The 19,152-nt window shown below is 73.6% G+C and carries 22 protein-coding genes; 6 read left to right on the plus strand and 16 right to left on the minus strand.

The features are described 5' to 3' along the window. Genes ABIB37_RS14045 through ABIB37_RS14055 form a run of 3 tightly spaced genes read right to left on the minus strand, consistent with a single transcriptional unit; the run spans nt 1 to nt 2,956 of the window. Nucleotides 1-999, minus strand: coding sequence for an LLM class flavin-dependent oxidoreductase (locus tag ABIB37_RS14045; protein WP_354261384.1), 999 nt, complete (start codon nt 997-999; stop codon nt 1-3). A gap of 56 nt (nt 1,000-1,055) precedes the next feature. Beyond that, complete coding sequence (locus ABIB37_RS14050; protein ID WP_354261386.1) at nt 1,056-2,234, minus strand: acetyl-CoA C-acyltransferase; 1,179 nt, start codon at nt 2,232-2,234, stop codon at nt 1,056-1,058. Between the two features lie 44 nt (nt 2,235-2,278). Then, entirely contained in the window at nt 2,279-2,956 is a 678-nt protein-coding gene (locus tag ABIB37_RS14055) for a DUF6766 family protein (protein ID WP_354261388.1), read from the minus strand. A gap of 85 nt (nt 2,957-3,041) precedes the next feature. Here ABIB37_RS14055 and ABIB37_RS14060 point away from each other — a divergent pair, with 85 nt between their 5' ends. Further along, nucleotides 3,042-3,179, plus strand: coding sequence for a hypothetical protein (locus ABIB37_RS14060; protein ID WP_170165608.1), 138 nt, complete (start codon nt 3,042-3,044; stop codon nt 3,177-3,179). Nucleotides 3,180-3,237: 58 nt separating this feature from the next. On the opposite strand, the gene ABIB37_RS14065 is transcribed toward ABIB37_RS14060, so the two are convergent. Beyond that, on the minus strand, nt 3,238-3,834 hold the full coding sequence (locus tag ABIB37_RS14065; RefSeq protein ID WP_354261390.1) for a VOC family protein: 597 nt from the start codon (nt 3,832-3,834) through the stop codon (nt 3,238-3,240). Nucleotides 3,835-3,960: 126 nt separating this feature from the next. Between ABIB37_RS14065 and ABIB37_RS14070 the strand changes: the two genes are divergently transcribed. After that, nucleotides 3,961-4,215 (plus strand): glutaredoxin domain-containing protein, encoded by a 255-nt coding sequence (locus ABIB37_RS14070; protein ID WP_354261392.1) that lies wholly within the window; start codon nt 3,961-3,963, stop codon nt 4,213-4,215. A gap of 6 nt (nt 4,216-4,221) precedes the next feature. Here ABIB37_RS14070 and ABIB37_RS14075 read toward each other — a convergent pair whose 3' ends face one another. Next, on the minus strand, nt 4,222-6,198 hold the full coding sequence (locus ABIB37_RS14075) for a sensor histidine kinase (RefSeq protein WP_354261394.1): 1,977 nt from the start codon (nt 6,196-6,198) through the stop codon (nt 4,222-4,224). Nucleotides 6,199-6,279: 81 nt separating this feature from the next. Here ABIB37_RS14075 and ABIB37_RS14080 point away from each other — a divergent pair, with 81 nt between their 5' ends. Continuing rightward, nucleotides 6,280-7,404 (plus strand): PQQ-dependent sugar dehydrogenase, encoded by a 1,125-nt coding sequence (locus ABIB37_RS14080; protein ID WP_354261396.1) that lies wholly within the window; start codon nt 6,280-6,282, stop codon nt 7,402-7,404. A 5-nt stretch (nt 7,405-7,409) separates the two neighbouring features. Here ABIB37_RS14080 and ABIB37_RS14085 read toward each other — a convergent pair whose 3' ends face one another. The 3 genes from ABIB37_RS14085 to ABIB37_RS14095 all read right to left on the minus strand — a co-directional run bounded on the left by ABIB37_RS14085 (nt 7,410) and on the right by ABIB37_RS14095 (nt 11,664). Then, nucleotides 7,410-8,216 carry an isocitrate lyase/PEP mutase family protein gene (locus ABIB37_RS14085; RefSeq protein WP_354261398.1) on the minus strand — a complete coding sequence of 269 codons (807 nt, stop codon included), beginning with the start codon at nt 8,214-8,216 and terminating at the stop codon, nt 7,410-7,412. 67 nt (nt 8,217-8,283) lie between these two features. Next, nucleotides 8,284-9,126, minus strand: a complete 843-nt coding sequence (locus ABIB37_RS14090) for an aldo/keto reductase (protein ID WP_354261400.1) — start codon at nt 9,124-9,126, stop codon at nt 8,284-8,286. Between the two features lie 39 nt (nt 9,127-9,165). Further along, nucleotides 9,166-11,664, minus strand: coding sequence for an MMPL family transporter (locus tag ABIB37_RS14095; protein WP_354261402.1), 2,499 nt, complete (start codon nt 11,662-11,664; stop codon nt 9,166-9,168). A 116-nt stretch (nt 11,665-11,780) separates the two neighbouring features. On the opposite strand from ABIB37_RS14095, the gene ABIB37_RS14100 reads away from it, so the two are divergent. Continuing rightward, nucleotides 11,781-12,356 (plus strand): TetR/AcrR family transcriptional regulator, encoded by a 576-nt coding sequence (locus tag ABIB37_RS14100; protein WP_354261404.1) that lies wholly within the window; start codon nt 11,781-11,783, stop codon nt 12,354-12,356. 9 nt (nt 12,357-12,365) lie between these two features. On the opposite strand, the gene ABIB37_RS14105 is transcribed toward ABIB37_RS14100, so the two are convergent. The 4 genes from ABIB37_RS14105 to ABIB37_RS14120 are packed head-to-tail and all read right to left on the minus strand — an operon-like array spanning nt 12,366 to nt 14,733. Next, nucleotides 12,366-13,343, minus strand: a complete 978-nt coding sequence (locus tag ABIB37_RS14105; protein WP_354261406.1) for a zinc-binding dehydrogenase — start codon at nt 13,341-13,343, stop codon at nt 12,366-12,368. A gap of 43 nt (nt 13,344-13,386) precedes the next feature. Next, nucleotides 13,387-13,806, minus strand: coding sequence for a DoxX family protein (locus ABIB37_RS14110; RefSeq protein WP_354261408.1), 420 nt, complete (start codon nt 13,804-13,806; stop codon nt 13,387-13,389). 1 nt (nt 13,807) lies between these two features. After that, the gene (locus ABIB37_RS14115; protein ID WP_354261410.1) at nt 13,808-14,230 is read right to left on the minus strand and encodes an organic hydroperoxide resistance protein; all 423 of its coding nucleotides are present in this window, start codon (nt 14,228-14,230) and stop codon (nt 13,808-13,810) included. A 35-nt stretch (nt 14,231-14,265) separates the two neighbouring features. Further along, on the minus strand, nt 14,266-14,733 hold the full coding sequence (locus tag ABIB37_RS14120) for a MarR family winged helix-turn-helix transcriptional regulator (RefSeq protein WP_354261412.1): 468 nt from the start codon (nt 14,731-14,733) through the stop codon (nt 14,266-14,268). A 70-nt stretch (nt 14,734-14,803) separates the two neighbouring features. Between ABIB37_RS14120 and ABIB37_RS14125 the strand changes: the two genes are divergently transcribed. Continuing rightward, nucleotides 14,804-15,148, plus strand: coding sequence for a hypothetical protein (locus ABIB37_RS14125; protein WP_354261414.1), 345 nt, complete (start codon nt 14,804-14,806; stop codon nt 15,146-15,148). 4 nt (nt 15,149-15,152) lie between these two features. Here the strand turns inward: ABIB37_RS14125 and ABIB37_RS14130 are convergent, their stop codons facing one another. From ABIB37_RS14130 to ABIB37_RS14145, 4 genes are read right to left on the minus strand one after another with little or no spacing between them, the layout of a single operon-like run. Beyond that, the gene (locus tag ABIB37_RS14130) at nt 15,153-15,551 is read right to left on the minus strand and encodes a cryptochrome/photolyase family protein (RefSeq protein ID WP_354261416.1); all 399 of its coding nucleotides are present in this window, start codon (nt 15,549-15,551) and stop codon (nt 15,153-15,155) included. A gap of 48 nt (nt 15,552-15,599) precedes the next feature. Beyond that, nucleotides 15,600-16,598, minus strand: coding sequence for a cryptochrome/photolyase family protein (locus ABIB37_RS14135; protein ID WP_354261418.1), 999 nt, complete (start codon nt 16,596-16,598; stop codon nt 15,600-15,602). Beyond that, the gene (locus ABIB37_RS14140; protein ID WP_354261420.1) at nt 16,595-16,750 is read right to left on the minus strand and encodes a DUF2256 domain-containing protein; all 156 of its coding nucleotides are present in this window, start codon (nt 16,748-16,750) and stop codon (nt 16,595-16,597) included. Before ABIB37_RS14140 ends, ABIB37_RS14135 begins: the two co-directional genes overlap by 4 nt. Nucleotides 16,751-16,785: 35 nt before the next feature. Then, a complete protein-coding gene (locus ABIB37_RS14145; protein WP_354261422.1) occupies nt 16,786-17,592 on the minus strand; it encodes a DUF1684 domain-containing protein in 807 nt (268 codons plus the stop codon). A 23-nt stretch (nt 17,593-17,615) separates the two neighbouring features. On the opposite strand from ABIB37_RS14145, the gene ABIB37_RS14150 reads away from it, so the two are divergent. Beyond that, nucleotides 17,616-19,151 carry a class I adenylate-forming enzyme family protein gene (locus ABIB37_RS14150; RefSeq protein WP_354261424.1) on the plus strand — a complete coding sequence of 512 codons (1,536 nt, stop codon included), beginning with the start codon at nt 17,616-17,618 and terminating at the stop codon, nt 19,149-19,151. The last annotated feature ends 1 nt before the right edge of the window (nt 19,152 follow it).

A 19,152-nucleotide genomic window follows, 5' to 3' on the forward strand; every position in this document is an offset into this window, starting at 1 on the left:
TCAGGCCGCCGCGTCCCGGAGGCCGCCCGCCGCCTCGAGCAGCTCGATCGCGCGGATGCGCTCCGCGGTCGTGCCGTGGACGGCCATGATCAGCTCGTCGGCGTCGGCCTCCACCTGGAAGCGGCGGAGGGTCGCCACCGCCTCGTCGCCGGTGCCGAGCGCCGTGTTGCGCACCATCGTCGCGATGTGCGCCGCCTGCGGGCTCGCGGCGAGCGCGTCGAGCTCGTCGTCGCCGACCTGCTGCGCGATCGGGCTGTCGCGCAGCAGCAGGCCGCGCACGCGCGCCCGCACGAGCTCGCGCTGCATCTGCATCGCCTCGTCGCGCGAGGGCGCGACGACCGCGTTGATGCCGGCGATCACGAACGGCGCGTCGAGCTGCGCGCTCGGCTCGAACCGCTCGCGGTAGACGGCGACGGCCTGGTGCAGGGCGTCCGGGGCGAAGTGCGACGCGAAGGCGTACGGGAGGCCGAGCGCCGCCGCGAGCTGCGCGCCGAAGAGCGACGAGCCGAGGATCGTGAGCGGCACGTTCGTGCCGTGGCCGGGCACCGCCTTGATGCCGGGCACCGTCGGCGTGCCCGACAGGTAGCCCTGCAGCTCGACGACGTCCTCCGGGAACCGCTCGGAGGCGCGGATGTCGCGGCGCAGCGCCGTCCACGTGCGCTGGTCGGTGCCCGGTGCGCGGCCGAGGCCGAGGTCGATGCGGCCGGGGTGCAGCTCGGCGAGCGTGCCGAACTGCTCGGCGATCACGAGCGGCGAGTGGTTGGGCAGCATGACGCCGCCCGCACCGAGCCGGATCGTCGACGTGTGCGCGGCGACGTGCGCGATGAGCACGCTCGTCGCGCTCGACGCGATCGTCGCCATGTTGTGGTGCTCGGCGTACCAGACGCGGGCGTAGCCCAGGCGCTCGGCAGCCTGGGCGAGCTCGACGGAGCCGGCGAGGCTGGCGCCTGCGGTCTCTCCAGGGGCGATCGGGGCGAGATCCAGCACAGACAGACGCATCCGCCCAGCCTAGGCCGGGCGGATGCCGGGCGTCGGCGCCCTTCGCTCTCAGCGGATCAGATCGCCTCGAGCACGACCGCGGAGCCCTGGCCGCCGCCGCCGCAGATGCCGCTCGCGCCGATCGCGCCGCTGCCGAGCTGCTGCAGGCGGCGGGCGAGGTGCCCGACGATGCGTGCGCCGGAGGCGCCGATCGGGTGACCCAGCGAGACCGCACCGCCGTTGGCGTTGACGATCTCGGGGTCGACGCCGAGCTGCCTCGTCGACGCGACGCCGACCGCCGCGAACGCCTCGTTGATCTCGACCGCCTGCAGGTCGCTCGTCGACTTGCCCGCTCGTCCGAGCGCCTGCTCGATCGCGTCCGCCGGCTGCGAGTGCAGCGACACGTTCGGGCCGGCGACGAAGCCGGTGGCGAGCACGCGGGCGAGGCCCGTGATGCCGTGCTCGCTCGCGTAGGCGTCCGACACGAGCACGACCGCAGCGGCGCCGTCGGTAATCTGCGACGCGTTGCCGGCGGTGATCGACCCCTCCGGAGTGAACGCGGGGCGCAGCGCGGCGAGCGACTCGACGGTGGTCTCTGCGCGCACGCCGTCGTCGACGGCCACGGTCACGGTCTTCCGGCCGGCCTTCGCCTCGAACGGCACGATCTCGCCGTCCAGCGTCCCGTCGGCCTGCGCGCGCACGAGGCGGGCGTGCGACGCGGCGGCGAACTCGTCCTGCTGCTCGCGGGTGACCTCGAACGCCGCGTTGTAGCCGTCGGTCGACTCCCCCATCGGCACGTGCTCGAAGGCATCCGTCAGCCCGTCGAACTGCATCGTGTCGGTGAGCGAGAGCTGCCCGAACTTCGCGCCCGCGCGCATCGGCGCGGCGTGCGGCGCGAGCGTCATCGACTCCTGGCCGACGGCCACGACGACGTCGGCCTCGCCGAGCTGGATCATGCGGTGGCCGGTGACGATCGCCTCGGTGCCCGAGAGGCACACCGCGTTGACGCCGAGCGCGGGCACGGTCATCGGGATGCCGGCACCCACCGCCGTCTGGCGCGGCGGGTTCTGCCCCACCGCGGCCTGCAGCACCTGGCCGACGATGACGGCGTCCACCTCGGTCGCGGCGATCCCGGCCTTCTCGAGCGCATGCTTGGCCGCGTGGGCGCCGAGCGCCGTCGAGGGCACCTGGGCGAGCTGTCCGAGGAACTTGGCGAACGGGGTGCGCGCGTAACCGGCGATGATCGTCTCGGGCATGGGGCTGCTCCTTCGCAGTCGGGATGCGACCAGGGTACCCGCGCTCATCCGGTCTGGGAGTGCGGGGCCGCGACCGGCTTCGACTCGGGCGACCCCCGCTCGCGCAGCCAGATCGAGGCCCAGACGATCGCCGCGACGGCGAGGAACTCGCTCTGCCAGTTCTGCATCGACTCGAACCAGAACTGCGACGTGCCGAGGTAGCCCAGCACCGAGACCGGCTCGCCGCCGTGCTGCAGCTGCTCCTCGTTGTACGCCCCGGCGCCGCCGATCGCGTGGAGGGCCATCGACAGCAGGAACAGCACCGAGAAGAAGATGAGCAGCGAGTGCTCGTAGAGCCGCAGCACCAGCCCGCCGCGCCGCACCGGCCGGGGCGTCTCTGCGGTGACGCGCGCGTGCCGCGGGTCCTCGTCGACCGGCTCGTCGGCATCCGGGTCCTTCGACTCCGCGGAGCCGCGCTGGAACAGGTAGGCGGTGAGCAGCACGTACGACGCCATCTGCAGGAACTCGGACTCCCAGTTCTCGAACGTCGCCTCGGCGAAGTCGGGCGTCGCGAGGTAGGCGAGCGGCGAGACCGGCTCGCCGCCGTGCTGCAGCTGCTCGTCGGATGCGACGGCCGCGCCGGTCACGACCATCGCGGCGAGCGTCGCGATGAAGATGCCGAGCAGCACGAGCAGCAGCCCGTGGTCGCGCAGCCAGCTGCTGGAACGGAAGCGCCTCGTCATCAGCTCTCCTCTCCCGGAAGGTGCGCTCACGGTACTCCCGGGATCAGGGAGTACAACGGGAGTCCCGACGAGAGGAGTCGCAGCGATGAGCGACCAGCAGAGCCCCGACGAGCGCACCGTCGACCCCGAGGACCGCGACGCGCAGCCGCTCGACGAGCAGCAGCAGGACGCCGAGACCGAGGAGGACACCGCCTCGGGCGGTGCCCCGCAGCCGCCGGCCTGACGACGGCAGCACGAAGGGCCGGGCGCGCTGCCCGGCCCTTCGTCGTGTCAGGCGAGGGTCAGCGGTCGGTGCGCTGCTCGTCCGCCGGCCACTGGTCGGCGGTGTCCTCGTGCCCCGCGGTCTCGTCGGGCTGCGCGCCCTCCTGGTACCACTGCTGCGCGGAGTCCTGGTGCCCGCCCTCGGTGGCCACCTCGTCGGCACCTGCGGTGCCGGCGGTCGTCTCCGCGCTCGCGCCGGCGCCGCCGCTCGCCTCGCCCGCGATGTTCACCATCCACAGCACGCCCCAGCGGTCGACGAGCATGCCGAAGGTATCGCCCCACGGCGACTCGACGAGCGGCTCCAGGACGTTCGCGCCGTCGCGGAGCGCCTCCCAGTAGCGGGTCAGCGCGGCGGCGTCGTCGCCGGAGAGCGAGACCTGCTGCGTGCCGGTCGGCTGCGGCATCGTCGGGGGCGTGTCGGCACCCATGAGCGTGTGGCCGTCGGCGGTCGTGAGCTGCGCGTGCATGACCAGGTCGGCGTCGTCGGCGCCCTGGCTCATGCCGGACTCACCGAAGGTGCTGACGACCAGGTCGCCGCCGAACACGCCGTGGTAGAAGTTCATCGCCTCGCGCGCTTGGCGGCCGAACGCGAGATAGGGGTTGAGCAGGGTTGCCATGCGGACTCCTCGGTCTTGACTCCGTGCGGCGGTCGGCCGCGTGCCGCCAGCATGGCGCAGCCGCACCCCGTGCGCCAGAGCGGAGGCTGGACGGACCGGGATGCGCGGTCGCGTAGCGTTGCAGGCATGACCGACTCGACGATCCAGGTGTACGGCGCCGACTGGTGCAGGGACTGCCGACGCACGAAGCAGCAGCTCGACGGCCTCGCCGTCGACTACGCCTACATCGACGTCGAGCACGACGACGTTGCGGCGCAGCGCGCGCAGCAGATCGCCGGTCGGATGAACATCCCGGTCGTCGTCTTCCCCGACGGCACCCACCAGGTGGAGCCGTCGAACGCCGACGTCGAGGCGAAGCTGCGCGAGCTCAGCCTGCTCTGAGCCGCGTCACGCGGGGAGCGGCAGCCGCAGCTCGGCCGTGAGCCCGCCGTCGTCGTTGCGCGTGAGCTCGACGTCGCCGCCGTTGCGACGGGCGAGCTCCGCGACGATCGCGAGGCCGAGCCCCGTGCCGGCCACGTTCGCCCGCTCCGCGCCCGGTGCGCGGTAGAAGCGCTCGAACGCCTGCGCGAGCTCCTCGTCGGTCATGCCCGGCCCGGTGTCGGCGACCACGAGCAGCGCCATCCCGTCGTCCTCGCTCGCGGCGAGGCGGATGCGGCCTCCCTCGGGCGTGAACTTGATCGCGTTCATCAGCAGGTTCGTGATCGCCCGCAGCACGTCGCCGCGGGCGCCGAGCACGAGCACGTCGCCGGGCGCGATCGAGACCTCGATCCCCTTGGGGTCGCTGACGACTCGCAGGTTGGCGACGACCTCCTCGAACACCGCAGCGCCGCTCAGCTCGTCCAGGTGCTGCGGCCTGGTCGGCGCGGTCGCGCCGCCGCTGAGCGTGAGCAGGTCCTCGACCAGCTCGGCGAGGCGGTGCGCGTTGCGGTCGATCACGTCGAGCCAGCCGCGCTTCGCGGGGGCGACGGCCTCGGAGTCCGCGAGCAGCTCGGTGTACCCGACGATGCTCGTGATCGGCGTGCGCAGCTCGTGGCTCGTCGTCGCGAGGAAGTCGTCGCGCTGGCGCTCGAGCTCGGCGCGGATGGAGCGCGCCGACTCACGCTCGACCTCCGCCTCGACCTGCGTCTGCTGCGCCTGCAGGATCGAGGTCACGTCGAGCAGCTGCACCGCGAAGCGGTCCTCGTCGCCCTCGATCGCGTTGGCGGCGACGGTGATCGAGCGGCCGCCGACGGTCGTGACCGAGGTCTGCTCGGCGCTGTGCAGCGCCTGGACCGCGGCCGCCTCGATGCGGCCGGCCCACACGTCCCGATGCCCCAGCTCGGCGTCGAGCAGCGAGCGCGCCGCGCGGTTGGTCCAAACGACCTGCGTCTCGTCGGCGCGCCGCACCGCGATGGCGAGGCCGATGCGCGCGTCGACGAGGCTGCCGCTGAGCAGCAGCGTCGAGGCGTCGAGCCGGCGTGAGAGGGCGCGCAGCTCGTACTGCGCCGCGCACAGCACCACACCGAACCCGGCGAAGCTCACCAGGAGCACCTCGAGCAGCGCGGCGCCCTCGACGAGGCCGATCGCCTCGCCGCTGAAGGGACCGCCGCCGGCGAGCGTCAGCACGAGCATCGCGAGCGACGCGACGAGCGTCTCGAGCAGCACGAGCCGGATCGGGAACCGGAAGGCCGCCCATGCCAGGAACGGGTAGAGCGTGAAGGCGAGCGGCAGCGACACCTCGGGGTGGAACACGACGGCGAGCGCGAGTGCGAGCAGCGACGCCTGCACGCTCATCTCCAGCACGCCGGCGCGCACCGGGATGCGCGGGGGCAGCGCGGCGAAGGGCGCGATCGTGAGCATCGCCGCCGCGTGCGACGCGGCGACGAACGGCGCGGTCGGCCAGAGCTCGCCGTCGCCGACGAGGGCGCGCGCGGCACCGATGAGCGCACCCCCGACGACGGCGGAGACCGCGGTCGCGCACGCGAACCGCAGCGCGGCCCGCAGCGACGAGAGGCGGAAGGTGTGCCGCCACGCCTGCAGCACGCCGAGCGCGGCCGCCGTGCCGATCGTGTCCGCGACGCCGAACGCGATCGCGAGCGGGAGCGGCCGGCCGCCGATCGCGTTCGCCGCGGCGGTGGTGACGAGCGCGAGCGCGAGCGCGAGCGGGATGCGACCGGCCGGCTGCAGCATGGCGAAGCCGAGGGCGATGCCGGCGGCCGGCCACCAGACGGCCACGCCGGTGCCCGGCGGCGCGAAGGCCGCACCGCCGACGCCGGCGACGAGGAGCAGCGCGGCGGCGAGCACCCAGCCCCACCACGGCACCGGACGGTGCGGCGGATGCGCGGCGTCCGCGTACGGCGCCGCCGCTGCCGGCGTGGTGCTCATGAACCAGAAACCTACGCGCCCCGACGCCCCGCGCGGCGCACGACGCCGCCGTACGCTGGTTCGGAGCGAAGGAGCACGGCCATGCGAGACCGCACCCGCCCCCGCGCGTCGACGCGTGCGGCCGTCGTCATCGGCGTGGTCGCCCTGACCGCGACCGCCTGCGCACCGGCCGAGCCGGCGATGCCGAGCCTCAGCCCCATCGCGACGGGCGCGCCGACCGAGCCCGAGCCATCCGCCGCCTTCGACCGAGGATCGCTCGAGGCGCCCGCCGAGGTGGCGACCGGGCTCGAGGCGCCGTGGTCGATCGCGTTCACCGACACCGGGGCCGCGCTCGTGAGCGAGCGCGACTCCGCCACGATCCTCGAGCTGACGCCGGGCGGCGGGTCGACGGCCATCGTGCAGGTCGCGGGCGCGGCGCCGCGCGGCGAGGGCGGGCTGCTCGGCATCGCCGTCGGCGATGGGCACCTCTACGCATACGTCACGACCGCCGAGGACAACCGCGTGCTGCGCACGACCGTCGCGGGCGACCCCGGCAGCCTCGTCTTCGGCGAGCTCGAGACGGTGCTCGAGGGGCTGCCCGCCGCGGGCAACCACAACGGCGGTCGCATCGCCTTCGGCCCGGACGGCATGCTCTACGTCACCGCGGGCGATGCCGGCGAGCCCAGCAGGGCGCAGGATCCCGAGAGCCTCGCGGGCAAGATCCTCCGGCTCGAGCCCGACGGCAGCATCCCCGCCGACAACCCGATCCCCGGCTCCGCCGTCTACTCGCTCGGGCACCGCAACCCGCAGGGGCTCGCGTGGGACGACGACGGTGCGCTCTGGGCGACCGAGTTCGGCCAGGACACCTGGGACGAGCTCAACCGCATCGAGCCGGGCGCGAACTACGGCTGGCCGACCGTGGAGGGCATTGCGGGCGACGAGCGCTTCGCCGATCCCGTGCAGCAGTGGCCGCCCAGCGAGGCGAGCCCGAGCGGCATGGCGCACGCCGACGGCCGGCTGTGGATCGCGAACCTCCGAGGGGAGTCGGTGCGCGAGGTCGACCTCGGCTCCCCCGCCGAGTCGACCGTGCATTGGCTCGGCCGCTTCGGGCGGATGCGCGACGTCGTCGCCGCGCCGGACGGCGCGCTCTGGGCGCTCACGAGCAGCACCGATGGCCGCGGCTCGCCGGCCGCGGGCGACGACCGCATCCTCGCGTTCGCGCCGTAGCCGGATCACGCCTGCCGGAGCATCCCCTCGACGTCGGGCAGCGACGCGAAGCCGGTGAACGTGCCGGCGGCGGCGATCTCCCTCGCGACCTCGAGCCATCCGCCCCACGCCGCCCGTGCGAGCGTGCCGCCCACGCTGATGCGCCGCACGCCGATGCCGGCGGCCTCTGCCACCGTGATGAACGGCGCGTTGATGAGCAGGTTCACCGGCTTGGGCGCGACCGCGTCGACGATCGCCACGACCTCGTGGAGCGTGCTGATCCTCGGCGCGTAGAGGCAGTCGGCGCCGGCGTCGGCGTAGGCGCGGAGCCGCCGGATCGTGGCGTCGAGATCGGGCACGCCGACGACGAAGCCCTCGGAGCGGGCCGTGAGCACGACGCCCGAGCCGCTCTCGTCGATCGCGGCGCGGGCTGCCGCGACGCGCTCGACGGCGAGCCCGAGGTCGTGCAGCGGCCGGTCGGCGTCGCCGGTCGAGTCCTCGACGGAGAGGCCGGCGATGCCGGTCGCGGTCGCCGCGAGCACGTTCGCGTGGACCCCGTCGGGGTCGACCGCGAAGGCGCCCTCGAAGTCGGCGTTCAGCGGCACCGCGACGGCCTGCGCCAGCGAGCGCAGGTGCGCGAGGGTCGCGTCGAGCGAGAGCCCGTTGTCGGGACGGCCCGCCGACCACGCAGCGCCCGCGCTGGTGGTCGCGAGCGCCGGGAAGCCCATCCGCTCGAGCACGACCGCGCTGCCGACGTCCCACGGGTTCGGCATGACGAACGTGCCGTCCTCGTGCAGCCGGCGGAACTCGGCGACCTTCGCGGTGGTCGGCATCGCGTCCCTCACCTTCCAGCGGCACCGTACGGCGGCCTGCAACGCGCCACAAGGTGCCGGTTCCGCGTCAGAGCTCCTCGTACACCCGCGGGTCCTGGTCTGCGAGCCGGCCGTCGGGGCGCCCGAGCGCGGTGATGGCCGCGACCTCGTCGTCGGTGAGCGTGACGTCGACCGCGCCCAGGTTCTCGCGCTGGCGCTCTGTCGACGCCGCCTTCGGCAGCGGCACCGCGCCGCGCGCGACCGCCCACGCGAGCACGACCTGCCCGGCGGTCGCCCCGTGCGCGGCGGCGATCTCGGTGATCTCCGGCCGGTCGAGGATGTCGTTGCCCCGTCCGAGCGGGCTCCACGCCTGGGTGATGATGCCGTGCTCAAGGTCGAAGGCCAGCTGCTCCTCCTGCGGGAAGTACGGGTGCAGCTCGATCTGGTTCACCTCCGGCAGCACGCCGGTCTCCGACCGCAGCCGCTCGAGGTGCTCGGGCAGGAAGTTGCAGACGCCGATCGCACCCACGAGGCCGCGCTCCTTCGCTTCGACGAGCGCGCCCCACGCCTCCACGTACTGCCCGATCCTCGGATTGGGCCAGTGGATGAGGTAGAGGTCGAGCGATGCGAGGCCCGTCCGCGCGACGCTCTCCTCGATGGTCGCGATCGCGGCGTCGTGCGCGTGGTGCCGTCCGGGCAGCTTCGACGTGACGATGAGGTCGCACCGATCGACGCCATGGCGGTCGGTCGCACGGGCGGCGGCGCCGACCGAGCCCTCGTTCTCGTAGTTGAAGGCGGAGTCGAGCAGCCGGTAGCCGCCCTCGATGGCGCGCTCGATCGCCGCCGACCCCGTCTGGCCCTTGAGCCGGTAGGTGCCGAAGCCGAGCACCGGGAGGGTGAGGCCGCTGTGCGCGGTGGTGGTGGGGATCATCGGATGCTCCTCTCGCGTGCACCCTACGCGGGGCGGCCGTCAGTGGTGCGCGGGATGCCGCCGCTCGAGCGCTGCGCCCTCGACGTCCACGTTCGGGATGATGCGGTCGAGCCAGCGGGGCAGCCACCACGCGCCCTTGCCGACCAGGTGCATGATCGCCGGCACCAGCAGCATGCGCACCACGAACGCGTCGAGCAGCACGCCGAGCGAGAGCCCGAGGCCCATCGCCTTGATGATGACCGACTCCGAGGCGATGAAGCCCGCGAAGACGGCGATCATGATGAGGGCGGCCGCGATCACGACGCTGCGGCCGGCCCGGAAGCCGCGCGCGACCGCGAGGCGCGCCTCCGCGCCGTGCACGTACGCCTCCCGCATGCCGGTCGTGAGGAAGAGCTGGTAGTCCATCGCCAGCCCGAAGAGGATGCCGACGAGGATGACCGGCAGGAAGCTGAGGATCGGGCCCGGCTGGTGCACGCCGAAGAGCTCGCCGAGCCAGCCCCACTGGAACACCGCGGTGACGGCGCCGTAGGTCGCGAAGAGCGAGAGCACGAAGCCGCCGGTGGCGATGAGCGGCACGAGCAGCGAGCGGAAGACCATCACCATGATGAGGAACGAGAGCCCGACGACGACGGCGAGGTAGAGCGGGAGCGCGTCGGCGAGACCCTCGGAGATGTCGATGTTGCTCGCGGCCTGGCCGGCGACGCCGAGCGCCATGTCGCCGTCGACCGGCGGCATCGTGCGCAGCTCGCGCACGAGCGCCTCGGTCGACTCGCTGTTGGGGCCCTCGGCCGGCACGACCTGGAACACCGCGAGGCGCTCGTCGTCCGAGACGGCGATCGGGGCGACCGCGACGACGTCGTCCTGCGCGGCGAGCTCGCGCGCGACGGCGAGCTGCCGCTCCTCGACCTCGAGCTCGTCGAGGTCGCCCGGCAGCGCGGCCGTCACGAGGAGCGGGCCGTTCTGGCCCTCGCCGAAGGCAGCCTCGGTGAGCGTGAACGCGCGATAGGCGGTCGAGTCGGCAGCCTCCGAGCCGCCGTCGGGCAGGCCGAGGCGCATCGAGAGCGACGGGACGGCGATCGTGAGCAGCACCGCGACCGCCAGCACCGCGCTGATGATCGCGCGTGCGTTCGACATCGGGCGCACCGCCTGGAGCGCATCCGCCGTGGACCCGTCGGCCTCGGCCGCGGCGGCCTTCTCGATCGCGCGACGGCTGAGGATGCGACGGCCGGCGAGGCCCAGCAGCGCGGGCGTGGCCGAGATGGCGATGAGCACCGCGACCGCGACGCTCACGGCGCCCGCGACGCCCATCAGGCCGAGGAAGGGGATGCCTGTGATGCCGAGCGCGAGCAGCGCGACGATCACGGTGATGCCGGCGAAGACGACCGCGTTGCCCGCGGTGCCGTTCGCGAGCCCGATCGACTCGACGACGTCGGCGCCGCGCAGCAGCTGCTTGCGGTGCCGGTAGATGATGAAGAGCGCGTAGTCGATCCCGACCGCGAGGCCGAGCATGAGGCCGAGGATGGGCGTCACCGACGCCATCTGCACGAGGCCGGAGAACGACAGCATCGCCATCGCGCCGATCGCGACGCCGAAGATCGCGGTGACGATCGGGAGCGCCGCCGCGAGCAGCGAGCCGAGCACGACGACGAGCACGACCGCCGCGAGCGCGACGCCGACCGCCTCGCCGACGCCGACGATCTCCGGCACGCCCTGCGCGATGTCGGTCGAGAACGAGATCTCGACACCGTCGATCGGCTGTGACAGGAAGTGCGCCATGGTGGCGTCCTTCGACTCCTGCGGCAGCTCGAGGCGCGTCTCGGTGTACGAGACGGTGACGAGCGCCGTCGCGCCGTCGTCCGAGACGAGGCGGATGCCGTCGGCGAGCTCGAGCAGCTCGGCGCCGCGCTCGAGGCGGGCTGCTTGGGTCTCGAGCTCGGCCTGGCCCTCGTCGAGCTGGACACGCTGCTCCTCGACGATCGTGCGCTGCGCGTCGAGCTGCGCCTGCTGGACGTCGAGCTGGGCGGTCGGGAAGCCCGCGGCCTCCGCCTGCGCGCGGCCGGCGTCGAGCGCGGTCTGGCCGGCCTCGAGCTGGGCGGCGCCCGCCTCGAGCTGTGCGCGGCCGTCGTCGATCTGCTGCTGTCCGGCCTCGAGCTGCGCGCGGCCGTCCTCGAGCTGGCGCTGCTGCTCGGCGCGCTCCTCCTCGGTGGCGAAGGGGTCGTTCACCGCGGCGACGTCGGGCAGCCCCTCGGCGCCGTCGATGAGCGCGGTGACCTGCTCGCGCTGCTCGTCGGTGATCGCGCCATCGGTGGCGTGCACGACCACGGTGCCCGTCGCGCCGGCGAAGTCGGGCAGTTCCTGCTCGAGCTCCGCGATCACGTCGCCGGAGGCGGTGCCGGGGATGTCGAAGCTGGACGAGAGCCCCTTGAAGCCGACCAGGAAGCCGCCGACGGCGACGCCGAGGATGACGATCCAGGCGATGAGGACCGTCCACGCGCGACGTGCGGCGAACGTTCCGAGGCGGTGCAGCAGCTCGGCCAATGGGTGCCCTTCCAGCTCCGCGAGAGCGCGTGGCCGGGCCAGGCGCTCCCGACTCCGACAAGCCCGCCTAAGATAACACGCAACGTCTCGTCTATTCCTGACCCTGAGGAGGACCCGTGGCTCTCCCCCGCACCGGCCCCGTCCGCAGCGAGCCGGCGCGCGTCGCGATCCTCGACGCGACCGCCGCGCTCTTCGCCGAGGTCGGCTACGACCACCTCACGATCGAGGGCATCGCCGCGCGCGCGGGCGTCGGCAAGCAGACGATCTACCGCTGGTGGGGCTCGAAGGGACCGCTGGTGGCCGAGTGCCTGCTCGAGGGCCGGCTGCTGCCCGGCCGCCTCACGCTGCCCGACACCGGCGACGTGCGCGCCGACATGGCCGCGTGGCTCACGACCGTCTTCCGCGTCATGGAGGCCGAGCAGCGCCTCGTGCTCTCGCTCATCGCGGCAGCCGCTGAGCATCCGGAGGTGGGCGCGGGCCTCCGCGACAGCCTCACGGGCTCCGCGTCGATCTCCGGCCGGCTGGACGCCGCGATCGGGACGACCGCCAACCTCCAGCCGGGCGCGCTGACCGGCGAGCTCGCGGAGGCGCTCATCGGCGCGGTGGTGCTGCGCGCGCTCAGCCGCGAGCCGGCCGGGCCGGCCGACGCCGAGCGCCTGCTCGACGCCGTGCTCGGCGCTCCGACCGGCTGACCGCCGAGGCTAGGGCCGCAGCAGCACCTTGCCGACGCGGCCGGGGGTCAGGCTCGCGAGCACAGCGCCCCGCACGTCGTCGAACCCGTGCACGCTCGAGACGGGCAGCGTCAGCTCCCCCGCGCCGATCCGCTCCGAGAGCTCGGCGAAGAGCCGCTGCTTGAGGGCCGGCGCCATCTGCCGGCTCACCACGCTGCCCCAGAAGCCGCGCACCGTCGCCTGCTTGAAGATGAGGTCGCCCGACGACAGTTCGAGGGTCGGCGAGCCCATCGCGCCGAACGCCACGAGCGTGCCGCCCTCGGAGAGCACCGACAGCACGTCGCCTGCCGACGAGCCGCCGACCGAGTCGACGCCCGCGACGATCGGCGCGCCGCCCGTGATCGTGCGGATGCGATCGGCCCAGCCGTCCTCGGAGGTCGCCACGATGTCGTCGATGCCCGCGTCGCGCAGCTCGTCGACACCCTCGGGCCGGCGCACGAGACCGACGACGCGCACGCCGCGCGCTCTCGCGAGCTGCGCGACCATCCGGCCGACCGCGCCGTTCGCCGCGTTCTGCACGATCCACTGCCCAGGCTCGAGCGAGAGGTCCTCGAGCAGGCTGATGGCGCTGAACGGCATCGCGACCAGCTGCGCGGCGGCCTCGCCGGGCAGCCCCGCCGGGGCAGCCATGAGCGCAGCCGCATCGGCGACGAACTGCTCGGCCCAGACGCCGAAGATGCCGCCCGCGATCACGCGGTCGCCGACCGCGAGCGCCTCGACCCCCTCGCCGACCGCGTCCACCACGCCGACCGCCTCCGTGCCGCTCGCCGCGGGCAGCTCCGGCTTGAAGCCGTAGGTGCCGCGTACGGTCCAGAGATCGTGGTTGTGGATGGTGGCGAGCGTCGTGCGCACGCGCACCTGACCGGGGCCGGGCTCGGGGGTGGGGCGATCGGCGACGTGCAGCACGTCCTCCGGCTCGCCGAACTGCTCATGGACGATGGCACGCATGGGTGCTCCTCTCGGTCGGTGTGTCAGGTAGGTCGGTCGGTGCTCACGCCGCCGGGCGGCGACGCGCGCGCCACCGGCGACGAAGCGCATCCCATGCGCCGGTCGACCAGAGGGCGACCGCGACGAGCACGGGCTGGAAGAACAGGCGGCCGAAGCGCGCGGCGTCGGAGTCGAGGCCGAAGCCGTCGCGACCCTCCGCCCACTGCGCGATGTTGCCCGGGAAGACCGCGACGAAGAACGCGGCGACGATCCATCCCACGAGCGCGCGGTGGCGCAGGACGACGATGAGCGCGATGCCCAGGACGATCTCGACGACGCCGGACGCCAGGACGGTGACGTCGGGGTCGAGCGGCACGAAGCCCGGCACCTGCGCCTGGAACTCGGTGCGGGCGAACGTGAGGTGGCCGATGCCGGCGAAGGCGAGCGCCGCACCGAGCAGCACCCGCACGATCGCGCGCGCCACGTCAGTCGTCCGAGACGGCGATGGAGACCTCGATGTTGCCGCGGGTCGCGTTCGAGTAGGGGCAGACGGTGTGGGCGGCGTCGACGAGCTCGCGAGCGCGGTCCTCCGCGACCCCGGGCAGCACGACCTCGAGGTGCACCGACAGCTGGAAGCCGCCGGAGCCGTCGGGGCCGATCTGCACGCGGCTGCCGACGCTCGAGTCGTTGAGGCGCTCGCGCTGCGACCGCGCGACCGACTGCAGGGCGGAGTGGAAGCACGCGGCGTAGCCGGCGGCGAAGAGCAGCTCGGGGTTGGCGCCCGCGCCGGAGCCGCCCATCTCCTTCGGCACGGCCATCTCGAGGTCGAGCCGGCCGTCGACCGTCGTCACGCGGCCGTCGCGGCCAGCTCCGGTCGACAGTGCCTCTGCGGTGTACAGCACGTCCATGGTGCTCCTCTCGTCTCGACGGCGCGGATGCGTCGTTATCGTCCTCCGGTGACCGACGAGGGATCGTCGGTCACCGCGTGCATCGATGCCGTGATGCCGTGCAGGGTCGCCAGCATCCGCTCGCCGTCGACGTCGCCGTCGAGGCCGAGCCCGCGCGCCACCGCGGACGGGATGTGCGCGAGCTCGGCCCGGAGCTCGGCGCCGCGCGCGGTGGGGCGCACCTCCACGACGCGGGCGTCGGCGCTGCTGCGCTCGCGCACGACGAGGTCGTCGCGCTCCATGCGCGCGAGCAGCGGCGACAGCGTGCCGCTGTCGAGCTGCATCTGCTCGCCGAGGTCCTTCACGCTCTGCGGTCCCTCGACCCACAGCGTGACGAGCACGAGGTACTGCGGGTACGTGAGCCTCCACGGCTCGAGCAGCGCGCGGTACGCCTGCGTCGTGGCCCGGGCGGCGGAGTAGAGCGCGAAGCAGACCATCTGGCCGGTCACGGGCTGCGGGGGCATGGCTCGAGCCTCGCACAGAAATCGATTGTGCACAACTGATTGCCCCCAGTGCTTCGGTTACGGTCGCGTCATGCGCTCCTCCGTCCTCGCCTGCACGGGCCTGCTGACGCTGACGCTCGCACTCACCGCCTGCTCGGCGAGCGCTCCGCCGACAGACCCGGACGACGAGCCGTACCTGGTCGCGTCGCGCACCGATCTCGAGACGTCGCTCGTCGATGATCCCGCGCGATACGGGGTCGTGCTTGCCGGTGGCATCGGCATGGGTGGCGCACACCTGGTCATCGACGGGTCGGTCCTGCGCTTCGGCGACTCGCTCGATCTGCCTCGCCACGAGTCGTTCCCCATCGATGACGCCCCCGAGGCGTACCGCGCCGCGTGTCCTGCTGTCACCGGCCTGATCGGCATCGGGCCCTGACGGCTCAGCGCTCCGGTTCGCGCCGCGCCCGCATCTGCGCGAGGGGCAGCGCGAGCCGCGGGTTGCCCTCGAGCACCGCCTCGTGCCGCTGCAGGAAGTCCCAGTAGGCCTCGGTGAACGCCGACTCCTTCGCGGCACGTGCGGACGGCCACCAGCGGCCCATCCGCTGCAGGTAGGCGCCGCCCGAGACGTAGGGCTTGGTGCCGACCATCCCGCCGTCGGCGAACTGGCTCATGCCGAAGACGTTGGGCACCATCACCCACTCGTAGGCGTCGACGAAGAGCGAGAGGAACCATCGGTTCACCGATGCCGGCGCATAGCCCTCGAGCAGGAACCAGTTGCCGAGCACCATGAGCCGCTCGATGTGGTGCGCGTAGCCGTGCCGGAGCACGCGCTCGAGCACCGCGCGGACGGGGACCGGCAGATCGTCCGGGATGCCGTCGCCGGTGTATCACCACGGCTCGAGCTCGCGCGCGAGCCCGAGCGCGTTCGCGCCGTCGAGCTCGGGATGCGCGCGGTACATGCCGCGCATGTACTCGCGCCAGCCGATCACCTGGCGCACGAAGCCCTCGAGCGACGGCAGCGGCACGTCGCCGCTCGTTTCGAGCACCGCATCGACGACGTCGTGCGGGGTGAGCAGCCCGAGGTTGAGCGCGGGCGTCAGCACCGAGTGGAAGAGCACCGGCTCGTCGGCCGCCATCGCGTCCTCGAAGCGCCCGAAGTCGGGCAGCCGCTCGTCGACGAACGCGCGGAGCCACGCGCGCGCGTCCTCGTGCGTGACCGGGAGCCAGAAGTCGCGCGCGTCGCCCGGGTGGTCGGGGAATCGCTCGCGCACCTCGTCGATCACCTCGAGCGTGATCGCGTCGGGCTCGAGCCGCGGCACGGGCGGGATGTCGATGCCGCCCTTCGGCAGCGGCTCGCGGTTGTCGACGTCGTAGTTCCAGCGACCGCCGGCGGGGCTCTCGCCCTCCATGAGGATGCCGGTGCGCTGGCGCTGCCAGCGGTAGAAGTCCTCCATGCGTGCCCGCGGATGGTCGCGGAACCAGGCGTCGAGCTCGGGCTCGGGCGTGAGGAACGCCCGGTCCGCCCAGCGGCGCGTGCGGATGCCGGCCCGCGCCGCGATGCGATCGATGCGCCGGTCCACGCCACGGTCGGCGGCGCGCATCCACGCCAGTCCCTCGGCGCCGTGCCGCTCGATGAGCCGGGTGACGCCATCGGCGAAGGCGAGCCCCTCCCCGAGGCGAACGGTGCGCACGGTGCGGCCCTCGCGCTCCAGGCGGTCGACCATGTGGCGCATCGCCGAGAGCACGAGCACGATCTTGTGCTGGTGGTACGGCAGCCGGTCGAAGAGCGCGGCCGACTCGACGAGGAACAGCTCGTCGATCTCGTCGTCGTCGAGCGCGGGATGCCGGTCGAGCAGCTGCGTGCCGAGGATGAGCGCGGCCTTCATCGCGCGCGTCGGGCCTTCGCCGCTGCCGCGCGACAGGAGCGCGAGCAGTAGCGCACCTGCTCCCACTGATCGCGGCTCGCCCAGCGCTTGCGATCCTCGAACGGACGGCCGCAGTGCTCGCACGGCTTCTGCTCGCGCGGTGGGCGGGGCATGGCGACAGTGTGCCGGATGCCGCTGACTGCGCTGGTCAGCGCGCGTCGTCGTAGACGGGCATCCGCTCCCCCACCCCGACCCGCAGGTCGAGCCGGTTGCCGGGTGGCGGCATCGGGCAGACGTAGTGGTCGCTGAAGGCGCACGGCGGCAGGAACGCGCGGTTGAAGTCGAGCGTCGTGACGCCGTGCTCGTCGGGCAGCCGGGGACGCAGGAAGCGGAACGGGTACTGCTCGTCGCCCGCGGCGTCGGCGAAGACGACCGCGAGCTCACCATCGCCACGAGTCGCGATGAGCGAGCGCTCTCGGCCGCCGAGCTCGAACGCGAGCGTGCCGGCGTCGCTGCGGGTCGTCCGGTGGCCGTCGACCGCCTCGACCTCGAGCGGCTCGTCGTTCGGCGTCCAGCGCGCCGTCACCACCCACGCGGGGTCGGGTCGATGCGTCGCGATCTCGCGCAGGCGCACCCGGCGGTCGGTGTGCGGGTCGATGCGCCGCAGCGCCGGGATGCCCTCCCGCACGAAGGCGCGCAGCAGCACGTCGCCGGCGACGAGCGTCTCGCCCGCGTGGAGGGTCACGGTGTCGGCGACCTCCGCGCCGTCGCGATGCCGGTAGCCGGATGCCTGCAGACCCGTCCCGACGACGAGGTCGCCGTCCGCGCGCCAGCGGCCGTCGACGCCGTCGACCGCCTGGTCGGCGTCGCTGAGCCAGACCGTCGCCGCGAGCGCCGCGATGCCGTGCGGGCCGGCGACCGTGCGCCAGCGCACCGCCTGCCAGCGCCGCCATGCTTGCTCGAACTGCGCTGCGTCCTCGAGGTCCGCTGCGTCGTCGACCTGGGAGTCCGTCACGGCCCCGAGCCTAGACTCGGAGGGTGACGTTCACCGGCAGCATCATCGCCGTCGCCGAGTCGGATCCCGGGCGGCTCGCGCTCGCCGGTGACGGCGAGCGCATCACCTACGGCGACCTGCGCGCCGAGTGCACGCGCATCCGCAGCGGCATCGAGCAGCTGCTCGGCGGGCCCGCCGCGACGCCTGCGGGGCGCACGAGCGCGGAGACCGGCGGCGTGCCGATCATCGCGGTCTCGCTGTCGCGCGCGATCGACATCGCGCGCTGGATCAGCGGCGTGACGTCGTTCCGGGCGATCATCGCCGTGCTCGACCCGCTGTGGCCGGAGGAGCACCGGCTCGAGACCATCCGCCGCGTCGATCCGGCGATCGTCGTGACCGACGACGCGAGCTTCGAGCACGCGCTGGCCGGGCTCGAGCGCTGGAGCGGCACCGCCGTCTCGCTCGACCGCTTCGACGCGGTCGCGGCGGATGCGCCGGCCTCGGCCGGGCCGGAGGTGCGCCCGCGCGACGAGCCGTTCCTGCTGCTGTTCACCTCCGGCACGACCGATCTGCCGAAGGGCTTCCTGCGCACGCGGGGCAGCTGGGACATCAACGTGGGCGTGAGCCGCGCGTTCCTCGGCGCCGAGGAGGGCATGCGCACGCTCGCGCCGGGGCCGGTGTCGTACAGCCTCACGCTCTACGCGCTCGTCGAGGTGCTGGCGACGGGCGGGTCGCTGCACCTGCAGTCGGGCTTCGACGCGGTCGCCGCGGTCCGCACGATCGAGGAGGAGCGCATCGAGCGCTTCGTCGGGGTGCCGGCGATGCTGCTCGCGCTCGTCGCGGCCGCCGAGCGCTCGACGTCGGGCGCGCGAGCGCTCGCGTCCCTCCGCACGGTCATCACCGGCGGCGCCAACCAGGGCGAGCGCATCCGCACGGTGTTCGAGGCCGCGGTCCGGGGCGCGCGGCTGCGCAGCTACTACGGGGCCTCCGAGATCGGCTTCATCGGCTACAGCGACGTCGGCGACGGCACGCGGCTCACGCCCTTCGACGGCGTCGAGCTGGCCGTGCGCGACGACGCGGGGCGGTCGCTCCCAGACGGCGAGATCGGCACGCTGCACGTGCGGGTCGCGTCGGCGGTCGAGCGCTACGTCTCGGCGACGAGCGCCGAGCGCATCACCGATGCCGGCGGCTGGTCGAGCGTGCACGACCTCGCGGCGCTCGCGGACGGCGCGATCGAGCTCGCAGGGCGCGCGGGCGACATCGCCGTCTCGGGCGGCCACAAGGTGTCGCTGCCCCAGGTCGAGCGCGCGCTCGCGACCGTGCCCGGCTGCGAGTCGTGCTGCGCGGTGGCCCTGCCGGATGCGTCGCTCGGCGCGATCGTCGCGGTGGTCGTCGAGGGCGACCGCGACGCCGTGCCCCCGAAGCCTCAGATGCAGCAGGCACTGCGGCAGCTGCTCGCCCCGCAGTTCCTGCCGCACCGCTACTACCGCGCGGCCGCGCTGCCGCGCACCGCAGGCGGCAAGATCCGCCGCGTCGCGGTGGCCGACCTCATCGCCGACGGCACCGCGGAGCGGCTGTGAA

Origin of the sequence: Agrococcus sp. UYP10, assembly GCF_040547205.1 — a bacterium.
Taxonomy (GTDB): domain Bacteria; phylum Actinomycetota; class Actinomycetes; order Actinomycetales; family Microbacteriaceae; genus Agrococcus; species Agrococcus jenensis.